The organism is Comamonas testosteroni TK102 (assembly GCF_000739375.1).
GTDB classification, from domain to species: Bacteria; Pseudomonadota; Gammaproteobacteria; order Burkholderiales; family Burkholderiaceae_C; genus Comamonas; species Comamonas brasiliensis.
Genome location: NZ_CP006704.1, coordinates 437,687 through 454,744 on the forward strand (window position 1 = coordinate 437,687; position 17,058 = coordinate 454,744).

A 17,058-nucleotide genomic window follows, 5' to 3' on the forward strand; every position below is an offset into this window, starting at 1 on the left:
GCTTTCCCGGCCCGGCAGGTGAGGGAGGGAATGCATCCGTTTGATGGGCCGCTGGCCTGGAGAAATCAATGACAGGCGATATGAACGATCAACATGCGCTGGTGACGGGCGCGGGCCAGGGCATTGGCGAGGCGATTGCGCGCCGGCTGCTGGCCCAGGGCGCCCGCGTTACGGTGCTTGGGCGTCGCGCCGAGCCGCTGCAAAAGCTGGTGGAGCAGCACCCTGGTCAATGCCAGATGGTGCTGGCCGATGTGGCCGATGAAGAACAGGTGGCGGCTGCGTTTGCGCAGGCGGCAGCCTTTCATGGTGACATCAGCATTCTGGTCAACAACGCCGGCCAGGCCAGCAGCGTGCCCTTCATGAAGATGGATGCCGCGCACTGGCAGCAGATGCTGGCGGTCAACCTGACCGGTACCATGCACTGCATTCAGCAGGTGCTGCCAGCCATGTCCGCTTCGGGCTGGGGGCGCATTGTCAATGTGGCCAGCACGGCTGGCCTGGTGGGCTATGCCTATGTCGCTGGCTATGTGGCTGCCAAGCATGGCGTGGTGGGCCTGACACGCGCCCTGGCGCTGGAGTACGCCAGAACCGGGATCACCGTCAACGCCGTCTGCCCTGGCTATACCGAAACCGAGATTGTCAAAACCAGCATAGACCGCGTGGTGGCCAAGACCGGCCGCACACCGCAGCAGGCCATGGCCGAGTTCGTCAAATCCAACCCCCAAGGCCGTCTGGTGCAGCCGCAGGAGGTGGCGGACGCCGTCCAGTGGCTGTGTGGGCGAGGCGCATCAAGCATTACCGGGCAAGCCATCGCCGTCGCCGGTGGCGAAGTCATGTGACCCGGAGTTTTTGGAGGCAGACATGAGCGAATACGCAATCGACCCAGCGCTGCAAGCTGGCAACCACAAGCCGCTGGCCGGCTATCAGGCCACGCATTTCCTGTGGCAGGTGGCAGATGGTGTGGCCACCATCACCCTCAATCGCCCCGAGCGCAAGAATCCGCTGACGTTTGATTCCTATGCGGAGCTGCGCGACCTGTTTCACCAGCTCAAGTGGGCGCAGGACGTGAAGGCGGTGGTGCTGGTCGGCGCCGGCGGCAATTTCTGCTCGGGTGGCGATGTGCATGAAATCATCGGTCCGCTGGTCGCACTCAAGGCCCCCGAGCTTTTGATGTTCACCCGCATGACGGGCGAGCTGGTCAAGGCCATGCGTGCCTGCCCCCAGCCCATCATTGCTGCAATCGATGGCGTATGTGCGGGGGCTGGGGCCATCATGGCCATGGCCTCGGACATGCGCCTGGGCACCGCGCGCAGCAAGACTGCCTTCCTGTTCAACCGCGTGGGGCTGGCGGGCTGCGACATGGGGGCCTGCGCCATGCTGCCGCGCATCATTGGCCAGGGGCGTGCCAGCGAGCTGCTCTATACGGGACGCAGCCTGGGTGGCGAGGAGGGCGAGCGCTGGGGCTTCCTCAACCGTCTGTGCGAACCCGAGAGCGTGCTGGCCGAGGCGCAGAAGCTGGCTGCCGACCTGGCTGCCGGCCCCAGCTTTGCCAACGGCATTACCAAGACCATGCTGCACCAGGAATGGGCCATGACCCTAGAGCAGGCCATCGAAGCCGAAGCCCAGGCCCAGGCCCTGTGCATGCTGACCGAGGACTTCTCGCGTGCCTATCACGCGTTCGTGGCCAAGCAAAAGCCCGTTTTTCAAGGAAACTGATATGGCAGACACCAGCTATCTGAAGTGGCCTTTTTTTGCAGCCCATCACGCTCGTCTGGCCCAGTCGCTGGATGCCTGGGCCAGGCAGAACATTGCGCATTCCCATGGCCCCGATGTGGATGCCGAATGCCGGCAACTGGTCAAGGCCCTGGGCGAAGCCGGCTGGCTGCGGCATGCGGTGGCGGGCGAGGCCCATGGCGGTGCCGGCGAGCAGATCGACACCAGAGCCATCTGCCTGATCCGGGAGACGCTGGCGCGCCACAGCGGTCTGGCCGACTTTGCGTTCGCCATGCAGGGCCTGGGCTCCGGGGCGATCTCTCTGGCGGGTAGCGAAGAGCAGAAAAAGCGCTACCTGAGCCGGGTGGCCAGGGGCGAGGCGATCTCGGCCTTTGCACTGTCCGAGCCCGATGCCGGCTCGGACGTGGCTGCCATGGCCTGTGAGGCCAGACTCGAAGGTGATCACTATGTGATCAACGGCGAGAAGACCTGGATCTCCAACGGCGGCATCGCCGACTTCTATGTCGTTTTTGTGCGCACCGGCGAGGCACCGGGCTCGCGTGGCCTGTCGGCGCTGATCGTGGATGCCGACACACCGGGCTTCGAAGTGGCCGAGCGCATCGAGGTCATCGCACCGCACCCGCTGGCGCGTTTGAAGTTCTCCAACTGCCGCGTGCCTGCAGCGCAGCGTGTGGGCGAGGCCGGTGAGGGCTTCAAGGTGGCCATGCGCACGCTCGATGTGTTCCGCACCTCGGTGGCTGCCGCATCGCTGGGCTTTGCGCGGCGCGCCATGGATGAGGCCTTGCAGCGTGCCACCAGTCGCAAGATGTTCGGCGGGGTGCTGGCCGACTTCCAGCTCACCCAGGCCAAGCTGGCGCAGATGGCCACGCAGATCGACAGCGCAGCGCTGCTGACCTACCGTGCGGCCTGGCTGCGCGATCAGGGCGAGAGCGTGACACGCGAAGCTGCCATGGCCAAGATGACGGCGACGGAAAACGCCCAGCAGGTGATCGATGCGGCCGTACAGATCTGGGGCGGTCTGGGCGTGGTCAGTGAGCAGCCCGTGGAGCGGCTTTACCGGGAGATTCGGGCCCTGCGCATCTACGAAGGCGCGACCGAGGTGCAGCAGCTCATCATCGGGCGTGACCTCATCAAGAACCATGGCTGAAAGCGCTCGCGAATAAAGAACATCCACCTGTTTTGGCCAAAAGGAGTGTGAGTCATGTCGTACACCGCGCATATCGATACCTTTGCCGCAGACAATCTGCCGCCCGCCGAGCTGCAGCCCGAGTTCCGTTTCGAGCTGCCCGAGCTGCAGTTCCCGGAGCGCCTTAACTGCGCCGTGGAGCTGCTCGACAGACATGTGGCGCAAGGTCGGGGCGATCGCCTGTGCATTCAGGCCGAGGGAGTGCGCTGGACCTATGCCGAGCTGCAGGAGCAAGCCAACCGCGTTGCCAACGTGCTGACCGGGCCGCTTGGCCTGGTGACCGGCAACCGCGTGCTGCTGTGCGCGCCCAACAATCCGATGATGGTGGCCTGCTGGTTTGGCGTCATCAAGGCTGGCGGGATAGCGGTGGCTGCCATGCCGCTGCTGCGAGCCAAGGAGCTGTCCGCGATTGTCGACATCGCGCAGATCGGCCATGCGCTGTGCGACGAGGCCTTGCGCAGCGAGATGCAGGGCGCCCAAGGAAAATCCGCCCGGCTGCAGAAGGTTCTGTTCTTCAACGGCCAAGGCGCTGCCGCAGACGCGCTTGAGCCGCTGATGCAGGCTGCGTCTGCGAGCTTCACGGCCGTGGATACTGCCGCCACGGACACCTGCCTGCTGGGTTTCACCTCGGGCACCACGGGCGTGCCCAAGGCCACCATGCATTTCCATCGCGACGTGATGGCGGTCTGCGCCTGCTGGCCTGCGCATGTGCTGCGCGCCAATGCCGACGATGTGTTCATAGGCAGCCCGCCGCTGGCCTTCACTTTCGGTCTGGGCGGACAGGTTCTGTTCCCCATGTCCATAGCGGCCAGCATGGCCTTGCTGGAGAAGGCCGGCCCCGCGCAACTGGTGGACGGCATTGAGAAATTTGGCGCCACCGTGGTGTTCACGGCCCCTACCTCCTATCGCGTGATGGCCCAGCAGGGCGAACGCATTCGGCGCACCCGGCTGCGCAAATGCGTGTCGGCGGGCGAGGCATTGACTGCCTCCACGCGGGCGCTGTGGAAGGATGCGACCGGCATTGAAATCATCGATGGCATCGGCTCCACCGAGATGCTGCACATCTTCATCTCGCACCGCGAAGAGGATGCGCGCCCTGGCGCCACCGGCAAGGCCGTTCCCGGCTACCGTGCCAAGGTGGTGGACGAGGAGGGGCGTGAGGTCTCTCCGGGCACCGTGGGCAAGCTGGCCGTGCAAGGCCCGACGGGTTGCCGCTATCTCAACGACAGCCGTCAGACCAAGTATGTGAGTCAGGGCTGGAATCTGACGGGCGATGCCTATCTGATGGATGGCGACGGCTATTTTGTCTATCAGGCGCGTACCGACGACATGATCATCTCGTCCGGCTACAACATTGCCTCTCCCGAAGTCGAGGAGGCCTTGCTGCTGCACGCGGCCGTGGCCGAATGTGCGGTGATCGGCGTGGCCGACAGCGAGCGCGGCCAGATCGTCAAGGCCTTTGTGGTGCTGCGTGCCGGTCATATGGCCAGCGATGCCCTGGTCATGGAGCTGCAGGACTTTGTGAAGAGTCAGGTCGCGCCCTACAAATACCCACGGGCCGTGCAGTTCGTCGACCAGCTGCCGCGCACGGCCACGGGCAAGTTGCAGCGCTTTCGCCTGCATGAAACCTGATGGCCATGTTTTTCAAGCGACCTGCGCCTGATGGGCAGGTGTTGCACGTAATTTTTGTTGAAAGAACAGTCTGGCTATGAGTGAGGTAGCAATGGCTTCAGAACGCTTTGTGACGCAGATGCCGATTCGCTTTGCGCATTGCGACCCGGCGGGCATCATCTTCTTTCCGCAGTATCTGGTGCTGTTCAACGGACTGGTGGAAGACTGGTTCAACAACGCGCTGGGCCTGAGCTATGCGGACATGGTGCAAAAGGACAGGGTGGGTCTTCCCATCGTGCACCTGGAGTGCGATTTTCGCGCCATCACCCGCATGGGGGAAACCGTGGCGCTGGGCCTGTCGGTCGCCAGGCTGGGCAATCGTTCGCTGACACTCGATGTGGACTGCACGGGCCCGGAGGGACAGCTGCGCGTGACGGCGCAGAAAGTGCTGGTCTTCACCAGTCTTCAAACCCATCAGGCGATCAGTGCGCCACCCGCAATTCGCCGCGCCATCGAACGCTGGCTGAGTTCATCCAATCCAACAGAAAACAGGAGTTGAACATGCAAGTACTGCTGCCGCCGGGCTGGCCCCGGCCCAAGGGATATGCGAATGGAGTTTCCGTGAGTGGCCGCCAGATCTATGTAGCCGGCATGATTGGCTGGGACGCCGAGGGCCGGTTTCATACCGACGATCTCGCGGCGCAGGCCAGACAGGCTCTGCACAATATCGTCGAGGTGCTGCAGGCCGGTGGAGCCAGGCCTGAACACATCGTGCGCATGACCTGGTACATCACCGACAAGAAGGAATATCTGGCGCAGCAGGCCGAGATCGGCAGGGCCTATCGCGAGCTGATTGGTTCATTCAGCGTGGCCATGACAGCCGTGCAGGTGGCGGCCCTGATCGAGGACCGAGCCAAGGTGGAGATCGAAGTGACGGCCGTGGTGCCGGAGTGACTCTGATTTGATAGCTGTTAGCGCTTGTCTCTATTGAATTTCAAGGCCTTTTAATCTTGAAATTAATGGTGGAAGGTCGCTATATGCTATGAAATATGAGTGCGACGAAGCTGGCGGGCGCAATCTGTAGAAGCGGTACTCCCCGAGCCTCAAGCCCTCAGCCGGAGGCAGCGAGCCTGGGCTGCCCGTTGCATCTCGCCCCTGGGGGAGGGCGCGGGGCCGCCCGGGCGCAGCGCCTCGGTCGGCGCTTAGAAGTCCAGCAGGCTCAGACCCACGCTGAGCACCGTGCGCTTGTTGTTGTAGTCGATCAGGCTGTCGCCATAGCCGCTGAACAGCTGTACATGCAGGCGCAGATTGCTCTTGCCACCGTTCCAGCCTTCGCCCAGGGTGCGCAGCCATTCGATGCGTCCGGAACCTTTGCCCTGGCCCAGTGAGCCGCGAGCGGTCAGGCCCAGGTAGTTCTGGTCGTTGACGTTCCAGCCCAGCTTGACTTCACCGCGGCCGATGTAGTCCTGGATGTGGGGGTTGTCGTCCTCGAGCGCGCTCTCCTTCATGCGCTGCCAGGCTTTCAGATGCAGCTGCCAGCGGTTGCCCAGCTCGGCGCCGGTCATCAGATACCAGCGGTTCCAGCTGCGCGACAGCGGATTGCTCTGACCGTTCGACTGGTGCGCGATGCCAATGCCCGAGTAGCGCCAGCGCCAGCCCAGCGGCAGCTGGGCGTCCGTCGGGTAGACGTAGAAGACCTCGGGCTCGTGGTCGGTGGTGCGGAAGGGCCTCGAGATATCGCCGTTGAACAGCTGCCAGTAGGACTGCTGGGTATAGCCGAACCACAGCGAATCCTTGCCCTTCGAGGTGGGGCCGGTCAGCAGGCCGGAGGCAATCTTGGTGCGGGCCGAGAGCTGCAGGCGCATCTCGTGCTTCTGGTAGGGCTGCTCGGTCGCCAGGCCGCGGCTGGGCGAATAGGGCTGCTGGTTGACCTCGTCGCCCATGACCACGGAGACCGACATGGGGCGGTAGCCACGGAAGTTGAAGGTGCCGCAGTCCGTGCCGGGCTCCAGCTCGAAGTAGCGCGAAACCTCGGTGTAGCGCGGATCGCGGCAGCCGCCGTTGGTGGGCGAGAGACCCAGGCCGCTGTCGGCGCTGGCGACAGTCGCCCCAGCCGTGCTGGCGGGCGCTGCGTCGTTCGCCGAGGCGGTAGCGGCAGTGAGAGCAGGCGCAGCTTGTGCGCTAGCCGCAGGCACACTCCAACCGGCGGCCTGGGTTGCAACCGCCGGGCCTTGCTTGTGTGCCCATGCATCGAAGCAGGCCAGGCGGTCGGTGTTGCTGGTGGTGGCTGCGCATTGCTGCCAGCTTTCGGGTGGCGGCAGTTCCGCGCTGCTGGCGGTGGCCGGGTTCAGGCCGCCGACCAGTGTCAAGCCTATGCTCAGGGTCAGGGGGGGCGGGGTGAAGAAGCGAATACTCATGGGATCAATCAATGCACAGGCAGGACAAGGCCCGACCCTGCTCAGGGTTGGGCCTTGCGCATGATGAACGCGCGGGGTGGATCATTTTCTCCCTCCTGGTAACTGCCGTGAATTTCTGTACCGCAGCTGCCGTCGACCACTTCTCCCAGCCAGGTGCCGGTGATGCGTGAGCCGTCAGCGCTTTCTTCGAGCGTGACCGTGCCATCGTTCACATCGCCGACCATGGGGTGGCTGCCGCCCGGGCGGCTGACGCTGCCCTTGACGTTGCCTGCCCATTCGGGATGCGGGCCCAGCACCATGCGGGCGGTTTCTTCGCTGCCGGTGACGGAGGCTGTCCATTCACCTTGCAACTGCTTGTCGCTCATCTGCCAGTCTTGCGGGCAAGTGTTGGCTGATTTGGAGTAAAACTGGGCGCAGGCGCTTAGGGAGAAAGCGCTGGCAGCTATGAAAATCAGAGTTCTCAAAGTCATCTCGGGTCTTCAGTTGGCGGCGCCTGGCGCCGCCTGGTTCTTGCGTGCGGCAAATTCCTCGCGCAGCTTGCGCAGCTTCTCGCGCGGGTCTTCCTTGGCCGTGGCCGCATCGAGGCCCATTTCCTTGATGAAACGGCTGGGCTGGCAGGCCACCATCTCGCGGCCTTTTTTGCGGCGCTTGGTCCAGCTCACGGCCAGCGTGCGCTGGGCGCGGGTGATGCCCACATACATCAGGCGGCGTTCTTCCTGCAGCCGCGCTGCCGTTTCATCGCTGAGCTTCTGCTGCTTGCCGTCGTCGTCGTCGAGCTTGAACGGCAGCATGCCCTCGGTTACGCCGACCTGCATGACATGGGGCCATTCCAGGCCCTTGGAGGCATGGAGGGTGGAGAGCACGACCATGTCCTGCTCCTTCTCGCGCTCGCTGATGGTGGACAGCAGGGCAATGTTCTGCGAGACCTCCAGCAGGCTCTTGACCTCGGTCTGGGTGCCGGCGCCTGCGGCATCCTCGATCTGGCCGCCGGCGCGCTGGGCCATCCAGTCGCAGAACTCCAGCACATTGCTCCAGCGCGCGGCAGCGACAGACTCGCTGTCTTCGCTGTCATACAGATACTGTTCGTAGCCAATTTCCTTGAGCCAGTCGATCAGAAAGCTGCGCGAGGCTTCAAAGCCCAGGGTGTGGCGGGCGCGGTATTCCAGGTCGTTGATATAGCGGCCGAATTCCAGCAGGCTTTCGAAGGCCTTGCGCGGCAGCGCCTCCTCCAGCATGGCATTGAACAGCGAGCCGAACATGCTGAGCTTGTGCGCAGCGGAGAATTCCCCGAGCTTGCCCAGCGTGGTGTGACCGATGCCGCGCTTGGGCGTGCCGATGGAGCGCAGAAAGGCCGGGTCGTCGTCGTTGTTGATCCAGAGGCGGAACCAGGCGCACAGGTCCTTGATCTCGGCGCGGTCGAAAAAGCTGGTGCCGCCCGAGACCTTGTAGGGGATGTTGGCCTTGCGCAGCGCCTTCTCGAAGGGCTTGGCCTGGTGGTTGGCGCGATAGAGGATGGCGAAGTCCTTCCACGCGGGCTGCGGGTTCATATTGGCACGCAGGCTCTGGATGCGGGCCACGGCACGCTCGGCCTCGTGCTCTTCGGTGTCGCAGTCGACGATGCGCACGGGTTCGCCCTCGCCGAGTTCCGAAAACAGGGTCTTGGGAAACAGCTTGGGGTTGGGGCCGATCACATTGTTGGCGGCGCGCAAGATGGCGCTGGTGGAGCGGTAGTTCTGCTCCAGCTTGATGACCTTGAGCTGCGGAAAGTCCACGGGCAGCTTCCTGAGATTGTCCAGCGTGGCGCCGCGCCAGCCGTAGATCGACTGATCGTCGTCTCCCACGGCCGTGAAGTGGGCGCGCTCGCCCACCAGGAATTTCAGCAGCTCGTACTGCGTGGCATTGGTGTCCTGGTACTCGTCCACCAGCACATGGCCCAGCAGGCGCTGCCATTTCTCGCGCACCTCGGGGTGGCCGCGCAGCAGTCGCATGGGCATGCCGATCAGGTCGTCGAAGTCCACGCTCTGGTAGGCGGTCAGGCGCTCTTCATAGCGCTGCATGATGAGAGCGGTGCTGCGCTCGTTGTCGTCCTGCGCCATGGCCAGGGCCTTGCGGCTGTCCCAGCCCTGGTTCTTCCAGCCGCTGATGGTCCACTGCCACTGGCGTGCCGTCGCCACATCGGTGGTGCCGCCCGAGCAGTCCTTGAGGATGCCGGTGACGTCGTCGGTGTCCAGAATGCTGAACTGGGGCTTGAGGCCGAGAATGTGGCCGTCCTCGCGCACCATGCGCACGCCCAGCGAGTGGAAGGTGCAGATCAGCACCTCCTTGGCCTGGCGGCCGATCAGGCCTGCGGCGCGCTCGCGCATTTCGGCGGCGGCCTTGTTGGTAAAGGTGATGGCGGCAATGCGGCGTGGCGCCAGACCGGTTTCGATCAGGCGGCCTATCTTGTGTGTAATCACCCGGGTCTTGCCCGACCCGGCGCCTGCCAGAACAAGGCATGGACCGTCGGTGTAATGCACGGCCTGGAGCTGAGCGAGGTTGAGACCAGCAGACATGAAGCAGAGTGACCCATCATCAAAAACAAGGACTGGGAGCATACCGCTTCACCGTGAAGAGCCCTGATGACAGCGCCCACAACTGACAAAAATCAGGGACTCAGCGAGCATTTCACCTACACGTGCGCTCTGCCGTTACTTGAATAATTGTTGTAATAAGGTGTTAGTTGTGTAGCGTGAAGATTGCATCGTGTCCGGCCTTGATCCCGACAGCGCCAGCGAATTGGCGATGGTTGAGGGATTCATCGTCTTTTCCTCAACAGTCAGGGTGCTGTGCATGGCGAGAACCATCGGTGAAGTGAGCTTGGCCGCAGAACTTTGGACGCCTGCCGTGCAGCAGCGCTTTGAAGCGCTGTTCGCCGTGGCCGCGCGCAAGTCGCTTTCTGCCTGGCGTCAGGTTCCGCGCCAGGCGGCCGAAGTGCTGGTGATCGAAGGGCTGGACAGGGCAGAGGCGAGAGCCCCTTGCGTGGTCTATCTTGGTGGCGAGCCGGCCATGCAGCCGCTGGGGCGCTCCTCCCAGGGCTGGGCCGCACATCTGGATGCGGACTTTACGCTGTCCGACCTGATCGACATGCTTGATCGCGCAGCGGTTTTCCTCATGGACTGGAGAGCCCGGCACAGGACCGACGCACCCCTGTCGCTGCAGCGTGCCCTGCAGGAGCTTCAGCAGCAGGGGGTCGACTGTCCGCACCGCTTTCAGATCAAGTCCTGGGTCGCCCTGCCTGGCAGCGCCAACAGTGCGCTGCACATGCGCGTGCTGGCGCTGCTCGCGCGCGGGCCCATCGATGCCCGATCGCTGGCCGAGCACGCCGGCATCGAAATGCCGCAGCTATCGACCCTGCTGTCCCTGCCTCAGCTTCAGGCCGTCCTGCACTGCAGTCTGCGCGGCCCCGAGCAGCCTGCGGACGCACGCAAATCAAGCACCCCAAGGCAGGCCGCCACTTCGGTGACGCTCCAATGGGTCAGCAAACTGACGGGCTGGATTAGCCGTGGAGGACGCACATGACATCTTTCATGCCCATGCAGCCCGGCCAGGGCCTGCTGCGGGTGAGTCTGCTTGGGCCCATGGGCATAGGCAAGACCACGGCGCTGCGCAGCCTGTGCGGGGAATTCATGGCAGGCAGCGATGTGCGCAACCTGGACAGGGCGGCACACAGCAAGGAGTTCACCACGGTAGGGGCGGAGTTTGGCGAGATCGATCTGGGCTCGGGCGAGCGACTGCAGCTGGTGGGAAGTCCCGGCCAGGACCGTTTCGATTTCGTGCGTCGCTGGGTGCTCTCGGCATCGGTGGGGGCGCTGCTGATGCTGGACGTCAACGATGCGGGCGCGGTGGATTACGCCAGCGAGATGCTGACGGGGATCGCAGAGCTGGAGCAGGCTCCCCTGATGCTCATTCTCAGCTGCCGCAGCGCCAGCGGGGCAAGGCTGGAGGCGTTCAGCTCGGCCCTGGTGGCCAGAGGCCATGAGATCACCCCGCTGATTGAAGCCGACCCGCGTGATCGCCAGCAGATGCTGGATGCGCTGAGCGTGCTGGCATCGCTGCTGTCCCTGCAAAGTCAGACCCTATGAATACCCATACCTCTCTCGTGATTCCGGCCGATGCGGTGCAGGCCGGCCAGGAAATCCTGGCGCGCGTGGTCGCCCCGGTTGCAGGCGTCCATATCGCCTTGCTCTGCACCCCTGACGGCTTCGAGATTGCTGCGCTGCGCATTCGCAGCGAGTTGCCGACCGAGCGGCTGTCGGCCATGGCGGGCTCGCTGATGGCCATGGCCAGGGCCGTGGCCAATGAAATCGGTCACAAGGATTGCAAGCGCCTGACCTTCGAGACGGAGTCGGGCACCGTGGTCTTCCAGGCGGTGAACGGCTCTTTCCCGGCCGTTCTCTGTCTGGTGGTCGATCAGAACGCCTTGCTGGGGCGCGCGCTTTGGGCGGCCGGCGAGGTTGCCACAGGGTACCTGCCTTCCTGATCACAGGTTCACTGGAGTTCTGAGTCCGAGTGGGTGCGCATACTGCGCACGGGTTCCTTGTCTTGCTTTTTCAAAAAGGTGGATTTATGGCCTCTATCCAGGATTCTCTGAACGCTTTGATGACCACCGACGGCGCCGTCTGTGGCGCTCTCGTGGACAGCGCCAGCGGCATGCTGATGGGCAGCGTCGGCGGCGGCGTGGACATGGAGCTGGCTGCGGCCGGCAACACCGAGGTGGTGCGCGCCAAGCTCAAGACCATGCGCATGCTCAATCTCAACGATCAGATCGACGACATCCTGATCACTCTGGGCAAGCAATATCACATCATCCGTCCCGTGGCCGCCAATGACGGTGTGTTCTTCTATCTGGTGCTGGACAAGGCTCGCGCCAATCTGGCGCTGGCGCGCCGCAAGACTGCCGACGTGGAAAAGGAGCTCAAGCTCTGACGCGCAGTCCTTGCATCCGTCACAGCGGCCTGCCTTGCGCAGGCTTTGTTTTGTGAACCGGGGCGGCACTGAAAAATTTTCATCGAAGGCTCCGAGAGGTCTGCCGCAGCGCGCTGTCACAATTTGCCGGTGCTGTCCGTTCTACTCATCACCTTTCCCTTCTTTGCGCTGGTGGCTTGCGGCTTTGCTGCCACATGGCGCGGCATCCTGCCCCAGGCAGCGATCCCCGGCCTCAACGCCTTTGTGCTGTACTTCGCGCTGCCCTGCATGCTGTACCGCTTTGGCGCGCAGACACCGATTCATCAGCTGCTCGACATCAACGTCACCCTGGTCTATCTGCTCTGTGCGGTGCTGATGGTGGGCGCGACCGTGCTGCTGACACGCAGACGCCTGGGCTGGAACGATGCCGCATTCGGTGCTCTGGTGGCAGCGTTTCCCAACACCGGCTTCATGGGCGTTCCCATGCTGGCGGCGCTGCTGGGCGCGCAGAGCGCGGGGCCGGTGATCGTGACCATGGCCATCGACATGGTCGTCACCACCTCCGCCTGCATTGCGCTGTCGCGGCTCGATCTGGCGGGAGGGCAAGGAATCTGGCTGGCGGTGCGCAATTCGCTCAAGGGCATGGCGTCCAATCCCATGCCTTGGTCGATTCTGCTGGGCGGTCTGGCGTCGGCCATGGGCTGGGTATTGCCCGGCCCGGTGGACAAGACCGTGGCCATGCTGGCCGCAGCGGCTTCGCCGGTGGCCTTGTTCACCATAGGCGCCGTGCTGGCGCGCTCGCAGATGAACAGCCACGAACGCGTGGCAGCGCGGGACTATGTGCCGGTTGCGCTGGCCAAGCTGGTCGTCCATCCGTTGCTGGTCTGGGCCGTCGGACTGGCCGCGATCTCCATGGGCCTGGGGCTCCAGCACGAAACCCTGGTGGTACTGGTGCTGCTGGCGGCTCTTCCCTCGGCCAGCAATGTGTCGCTGCTGACCGAGCGCTACGGCGCCCACAGCGGCCGAGTGGCGCGCATCATCCTGGTGTCGACCAGCCTGGCCTTCCTCAGCTTCTCCGCTGCCGTGGCGCTGATGACCTGATCAAAAACAAGAGCGGCTTGCGCAAGACCAGCCTGTGCAAACCGCTTTTCATGCTTTTAACCCCCTTGCTTATGCAGATCCCTTTCGAAAGAGACAGCGAGCAAGGGCCTAGGCGGCCCCGCCGCCCCGCAGCGAGGCTGTCGTCCCCCTCCCGCATTGCGTAGCAAGGCGAGAGAGGGGGAAGGCGCGTCAGCGCCTCAGGGGGAGTGCTCAATACTCCCAGAACATCCGCTGCAGTTCCTTGGTGTTGGCGCCCTTGGTCAGCGCCAGCATGGTCAGCAGGCGTGCCTTTTCGGGGCGCATATCGTGGGCGACCACCCAGTCGTACTTGTCGTCGGGCTGCTCGGCATTGCGCAGCACAAAGCCGTAAGGCACGCGTGACGAGCGCACGACGAGCACGCCCTTGCCGCGGGCATCCTGCAGCGGCTTGACCATGCGGTCGGCCACCGAGCCATTGCCGGTGCCGGCATGGACGATGGCCTTGGCGCCGGCATCGACCAGGGCATTCACGGCCGTGGGCTGGACGCTGCCATAGGCATAGACGATGTCCACCTGGGGCAGCTTGTCGATGTTGTCGATATTGAACTCGGAGTTCATGGTGTGGCGCTTGACGGGTGCGCGGAACCAGTAGTTCTTGCCCTCGACCACCATGCCCAGCGGGCCCCACTGGCTCTTGAAGGCACCGGTCTGGATGTTGATGTCCTTGTTCACATCGCGGGCGGTGTTGATCTCGTCATTCATGGTGACGAAGACGCCCTTGCCCTTGGCGTCCTTGGAGCCGGCCACGCTGACGGCATTGACCAGGTTCAGCGCACCATCGGCGGACAGGGCCGTGCCCGGGCGCATGCTGCCGACCACGGCAATGGGCTTGTCGGTGTGCACGGTCAGGCTCAGGAAGTAGGCCGTCTCGGCCAGCGTGTCTGTGCCGTGGGTGATGACGATGCCGTCCACATCAGGCTGCTTGGCCAGCTGCGAGACGCGCTTGGCCAGTGTCAGCAGATTGTCGTTGGTGAAGCTCTCGGAAGCGATCTGGAACACCTGCTCGCCGCGCACATTGGCGATCTGGGCCAGCTCGGGCAGGCCGGCCAGCAGCTTGTCCACAGGGACCTTGGCGGCCGTGTAAGTGGCGCTGTTGACGGTCGAGGCACCGGCACCCGCAATCGTGCCGCCCGTGGCCAGTACCACTACATTGGGCTTGGCTGCCTGCGCCTTGGCCGCCTGCGCGGCCGCAGGCGATGCATCCTGCGCCAGGGCTGCGCCGGGGGCGGACAGAACGCCCAGAACGGCAATGGTGGCAGCCAGCAAGGACTGGCGGAAGACTTGTTTTTGCATGAAGTAGTGCTCCGTGATTGAATGAAACGGCCTCTTGTGGAGCCGAGCCTCACACCATGCAATAGCCATGCCGGCTTGCCCATTCGCGCAAATCCCGATGGATTTGCCAGGCGCCTGTGGTTTATATAAATTGATAGCTGTCAGCGCTTATGGGTAAAGGGTTGAAGACTTAAAACCCTTAAATTTTCAGCGGCTTTAGATGCTGAGCGGATCCACATCCACCAGCCAGCGCACCAGCGGCCTGTGCTCGGGCAGAGTGCGCAGCCAGTGCAGATACTGCTGCCAGGCATTCAGAAAGCGCAGCAGGGCGCTGCGGTTTGCGGCTTCCAGCAGCATCTGGGCACGCTCCACATTGGCCACGCGCTGCACCGCCATGGGGATGGGCGGGTAGATGAACACCTCGTCCAGATAGGGCAGCTTGGCCTCTCTGGCGACCTGGGTGGCGGAATTCAGGAAAGCCTGGGCAGCTTCCTGGGTGCGCGCATCGGCTCGGACTATGGCCTGAAAGGCATAGGGCGGCATGCCGGCATCCAGCCTTTCCTTGAGTTGCTGCCTGGCAAACGCCGGGTAGTCATGCTTGCGCAGTGCGGTGTAGACGGCGTTCTGAGGGTCGTGGCTTTGAATCCACATCTCCGGATGGCTGCCCTGGTCCTTCACATATTGCGCATCGCGCCCGGCGCGCCCGGCGGCCTGCATCAGCAGGCAGAACAGCCGCTCCGGGGCGCGATAGTCGCTGGAGTAGAGCGCGCTGTCGGGTTGCACGGCAGCCACCAGCGTGATGCGCCGGAAGTCATGGCCCTTGGCCACCATCTGGGTGCCGACCAGCACGTCCACATCGCCAGCATGCACCTGGGCGAGCTGCTCCTGCAGACTACCCTTGGCCTTGGTGGTGTCGGCGTCGATGCGCGCCACACGGGCCGGATTGCCGTCGGGACGCTGCACATTGCGCAGCAGCCGCTCCAGCTCTTCCTGCAACTGCTCCGTGCCCTTGCCCAGCGGCAGGATGTCGGGGTTGCCGCAACTGGGGCAGGCAAACGGCACACGCTGGGTAAAGCCGCAGTGGTGGCAGCGCAGCGTACGGTCGCCCTTGTGAAAGACCTGGTGAGCGCTGCAATGGGGGCAGTCGCTCTTCCAGTTGCAGTCGGCGCAGAACAGCACGGGGGCAAAGCCGCGGCGGTTGAGCAGAATCAGGCTTTGCTCGCCGCGCTTGACGCGCTCGGTAATGGCCTCGATCAGCGGTGGCGAGAACACGGCGCGCCTGGGTTGCTGGCCCATGTCCACCATTCTCACCCTGGGCAGACCGGCCACGCCTGAGCCGGCCGCTCCTGAGCCGGCCGCGCCTGAGCCGGCCGCGCCTAAGCCGGCCGCGCCGATACGGCTGGGCATGTGCAGGCGCAGGTAGCGGCCGACTGCGGGGTCCGAGGCATGCCAGCTCTCCAGGGATGGCGTGGCGCTGCCTAGAATGACCTTGGCCCCGGTATCACGGCCGCGCCAGATGGCCAGATCGCGCGCCGAGTAGCGCGCGCCTTCCTGCTGCTTGTAGCTGGCATCGTGCTCTTCATCGACCACGATCAGCGCCAGCTGCGGCACGCTGGCAAAAATGGCCATGCGCGTTCCGAGCACGATGCGGGCGCGGCCCGTGTGCGCGGCCAGCCAGCTTTTGAGGCGCTGCGGGTTGGTCATGCCGCTGTGCATGCTGACCACGGCCTCCCTGCCATACCGGGGCACGAAGCGGGCGATGAAGCGCTCTTCCAGCTGCGGCGTGAGATTGATCTCGGGCACCATCACCAGAGCCTGTGCCTCGGGGCTGGCATCCAGCATGGCTTGGACGGCGCGCAGATAAACCTCTGTCTTGCCGCTGCCGGTGCTGCCATAGAGCAGGAAGGGGCCGGGGTTTTGCGCAATCTGCTCGAAAACCGAGGACTGCTCGGCGCTGAGCGCTATCAAAGGCATTGCGCTGCTGGCGTCAGGCGTATGAGCCACCGTCTCGGCGCTCGCCAGTGCTGTTTCGGCGGCCTGTGCCTTCCTGTGCTTGCCGGCTGGCGTCTTGGCTGTCTTGGGCGAAGCCAGCCGCCGGGCCAGTTGCTCGGGCGACATCTCGCGCAATTGTGGTGGCAGGGCGGCGACGGCGATTTCGCCGAGGCTGCGCTGGTAATAGTAGGCGGCAAAGGCCACCAGCCGTCGCCAGGCCTGATCCAGTGGCGCTATGCCCTGCAGCTGGGCGGCAATGCTGCGCAGCTCCACCCCATCGGGAATCGCTTCCGGGGCGGCCGGCGTATCCCAGACCACGCCCAGCAACTCCCTTTTTCCCAGGGGAACGCGTACCAGCGTGCCGGGCTCCAGCGGCGCGTCGCTACCGTAGCTCAACAGATCACCTACGGCGCTATGGGCAGGGGTCTGGACGGCAACGTGAACAGTATGGGACATGGGCTGGGATAAGGGGAAAGTGCTGCCAGGGCCGCAGCTTCTCAGAGCTATAGCAGATTTTGAGGCCTGCCAAGGCTTTGCGCTCTGTGGATAACTTTGTGAGAAAAAATACGCGCCAAAGCTCCAGTCAAGTCTGGTTCGCATCTGGAAGCCAGCGGGAGAACTGGGTGCATCAGTAATTAATAGATTAAAAACAAATACTTATATGTATTTCTGGTGATTTTCCGAGATGGGGCAGACGGGGCGCATGCAGGGACTCTGCCTTGCCAGATCTGTGCATAAATCAGGTGGTGAGGCACTGTCAAC

General features: G+C 63.8%; 16 protein-coding genes. 11 read left to right on the plus strand and 5 right to left on the minus strand.

Features of this window, described 5'->3' with window-relative positions; translation table 11 throughout:
- The first annotated feature begins 68 nt into the window (after window positions 1-68).
- The 6 genes from O987_RS01990 to O987_RS02015 all read left to right on the plus strand — a co-directional run bounded on the left by O987_RS01990 (window position 69) and on the right by O987_RS02015 (window position 5,485).
- Window positions 69-839, plus strand: a complete 771-nt coding sequence (locus O987_RS01990) for an SDR family NAD(P)-dependent oxidoreductase (RefSeq protein ID WP_043370654.1) — start codon at window positions 69-71, stop codon at window positions 837-839.
- 22 nt (window positions 840-861) lie between these two features.
- Entirely contained in the window at window positions 862-1,716 is an 855-nt protein-coding gene (locus tag O987_RS01995; protein ID WP_043370655.1) for an enoyl-CoA hydratase family protein, read from the plus strand.
- Window position 1,717: 1 nt separating this feature from the next.
- Window positions 1,718-2,881 carry an acyl-CoA dehydrogenase family protein gene (locus O987_RS02000; RefSeq protein WP_043370657.1) on the plus strand — a complete coding sequence of 388 codons (1,164 nt, stop codon included), beginning with the start codon at window positions 1,718-1,720 and terminating at the stop codon, window positions 2,879-2,881.
- Between the two features lie 54 nt (window positions 2,882-2,935).
- Complete coding sequence (locus O987_RS02005; protein ID WP_043370659.1) at window positions 2,936-4,552, plus strand: benzoate-CoA ligase family protein; 1,617 nt, start codon at window positions 2,936-2,938, stop codon at window positions 4,550-4,552.
- Between the two features lie 76 nt (window positions 4,553-4,628).
- On the plus strand, window positions 4,629-5,090 hold the full coding sequence (locus tag O987_RS02010) for an acyl-CoA thioesterase (protein WP_080731426.1): 462 nt from the start codon (window positions 4,629-4,631) through the stop codon (window positions 5,088-5,090).
- A 2-nt stretch (window positions 5,091-5,092) separates the two neighbouring features.
- Entirely contained in the window at window positions 5,093-5,485 is a 393-nt protein-coding gene (locus O987_RS02015) for a RidA family protein (protein ID WP_003059272.1), read from the plus strand.
- A gap of 248 nt (window positions 5,486-5,733) precedes the next feature.
- Here the strand turns inward: O987_RS02015 and O987_RS02020 are convergent, their stop codons facing one another.
- The 3 genes from O987_RS02020 to O987_RS02030 form a co-directional block, all read right to left on the minus strand.
- Entirely contained in the window at window positions 5,734-6,948 is a 1,215-nt protein-coding gene (locus tag O987_RS02020; RefSeq protein ID WP_003059271.1) for a phospholipase A, read from the minus strand.
- Window positions 6,949-6,989: 41 nt separating this feature from the next.
- On the minus strand, window positions 6,990-7,313 hold the full coding sequence (locus tag O987_RS02025) for a hypothetical protein (protein WP_232536073.1): 324 nt from the start codon (window positions 7,311-7,313) through the stop codon (window positions 6,990-6,992).
- 114 nt (window positions 7,314-7,427) lie between these two features.
- Window positions 7,428-9,500 (minus strand): ATP-dependent helicase, encoded by a 2,073-nt coding sequence (locus O987_RS02030; RefSeq protein ID WP_003059267.1) that lies wholly within the window; start codon window positions 9,498-9,500, stop codon window positions 7,428-7,430.
- Between the two features lie 190 nt (window positions 9,501-9,690).
- Between O987_RS02030 and O987_RS02035 the strand changes: the two genes are divergently transcribed.
- The 5 genes from O987_RS02035 to O987_RS02055 all read left to right on the plus strand — a co-directional run bounded on the left by O987_RS02035 (window position 9,691) and on the right by O987_RS02055 (window position 12,993).
- Window positions 9,691-10,506, plus strand: coding sequence for a hypothetical protein (locus tag O987_RS02035; RefSeq protein ID WP_080731427.1), 816 nt, complete (start codon window positions 9,691-9,693; stop codon window positions 10,504-10,506).
- The gene (locus O987_RS02040) at window positions 10,503-11,069 is read left to right on the plus strand and encodes a GTP-binding protein (RefSeq protein ID WP_003059262.1); all 567 of its coding nucleotides are present in this window, start codon (window positions 10,503-10,505) and stop codon (window positions 11,067-11,069) included. Before O987_RS02035 ends, O987_RS02040 begins: the two co-directional genes overlap by 4 nt.
- Window positions 11,066-11,467: a roadblock/LC7 domain-containing protein gene (locus tag O987_RS02045; RefSeq protein ID WP_003059259.1), complete on the plus strand. Its 402-nt coding sequence runs from the start codon at window positions 11,066-11,068 to the stop codon at window positions 11,465-11,467. Before O987_RS02040 ends, O987_RS02045 begins: the two co-directional genes overlap by 4 nt.
- Window positions 11,468-11,553: 86 nt before the next feature.
- Complete coding sequence (locus O987_RS02050) at window positions 11,554-11,913, plus strand: hypothetical protein (protein WP_003059256.1); 360 nt, start codon at window positions 11,554-11,556, stop codon at window positions 11,911-11,913.
- A 129-nt stretch (window positions 11,914-12,042) separates the two neighbouring features.
- Window positions 12,043-12,993, plus strand: coding sequence for an AEC family transporter (locus O987_RS02055; RefSeq protein WP_043376020.1), 951 nt, complete (start codon window positions 12,043-12,045; stop codon window positions 12,991-12,993).
- Window positions 12,994-13,203: 210 nt separating this feature from the next.
- Here the strand turns inward: O987_RS02055 and O987_RS02060 are convergent, their stop codons facing one another.
- A complete protein-coding gene (locus O987_RS02060) occupies window positions 13,204-14,325 on the minus strand; it encodes an asparaginase (RefSeq protein WP_003059251.1) in 1,122 nt (373 codons plus the stop codon).
- Between the two features lie 195 nt (window positions 14,326-14,520).
- A complete protein-coding gene (priA, locus tag O987_RS02065; protein ID WP_043370666.1) occupies window positions 14,521-16,752 on the minus strand; it encodes a replication restart helicase PriA in 2,232 nt (743 codons plus the stop codon).
- Window positions 16,753-17,058 lie beyond the last annotated feature (306 nt).

What these genes read in the sequence shown, in the direction of transcription:
- O987_RS01990 (WP_043370654.1), top strand. Translation starts at nt 69, where the DNA reads ATGACAGGCGATATGAACGATCAACATGCGCTGGTGACGGGCGCGGGC.
- O987_RS01995 (WP_043370655.1), top strand. Translation starts at nt 862, where the DNA reads ATGAGCGAATACGCAATCGACCCAGCGCTGCAAGCTGGCAACCACAAG.
- O987_RS02000 (WP_043370657.1), top strand. Translation starts at nt 1,718, where the DNA reads ATGGCAGACACCAGCTATCTGAAGTGGCCTTTTTTTGCAGCCCATCAC.
- O987_RS02005 (WP_043370659.1), top strand. Translation starts at nt 2,936, where the DNA reads ATGTCGTACACCGCGCATATCGATACCTTTGCCGCAGACAATCTGCCG.
- O987_RS02010 (WP_080731426.1), top strand. Translation starts at nt 4,629, where the DNA reads ATGAGTGAGGTAGCAATGGCTTCAGAACGCTTTGTGACGCAGATGCCG.
- O987_RS02015 (WP_003059272.1), top strand. Translation starts at nt 5,093, where the DNA reads ATGCAAGTACTGCTGCCGCCGGGCTGGCCCCGGCCCAAGGGATATGCG.
- O987_RS02020 (WP_003059271.1), bottom strand. Translation starts at nt 6,948, where the DNA reads ATGAGTATTCGCTTCTTCACCCCGCCCCCCCTGACCCTGAGCATAGGC.
- O987_RS02025 (WP_232536073.1), bottom strand. Translation starts at nt 7,313, where the DNA reads ATGAGCGACAAGCAGTTGCAAGGTGAATGGACAGCCTCCGTCACCGGC.
- O987_RS02030 (WP_003059267.1), bottom strand. Translation starts at nt 9,500, where the DNA reads ATGTCTGCTGGTCTCAACCTCGCTCAGCTCCAGGCCGTGCATTACACC.
- O987_RS02040 (WP_003059262.1), top strand. Translation starts at nt 10,503, where the DNA reads ATGACATCTTTCATGCCCATGCAGCCCGGCCAGGGCCTGCTGCGGGTG.
- O987_RS02045 (WP_003059259.1), top strand. Translation starts at nt 11,066, where the DNA reads ATGAATACCCATACCTCTCTCGTGATTCCGGCCGATGCGGTGCAGGCC.
- O987_RS02050 (WP_003059256.1), top strand. Translation starts at nt 11,554, where the DNA reads ATGGCCTCTATCCAGGATTCTCTGAACGCTTTGATGACCACCGACGGC.
- O987_RS02060 (WP_003059251.1), bottom strand. Translation starts at nt 14,325, where the DNA reads ATGCAAAAACAAGTCTTCCGCCAGTCCTTGCTGGCTGCCACCATTGCC.
- priA (WP_043370666.1), bottom strand. Translation starts at nt 16,752, where the DNA reads ATGTCCCATACTGTTCACGTTGCCGTCCAGACCCCTGCCCATAGCGCC.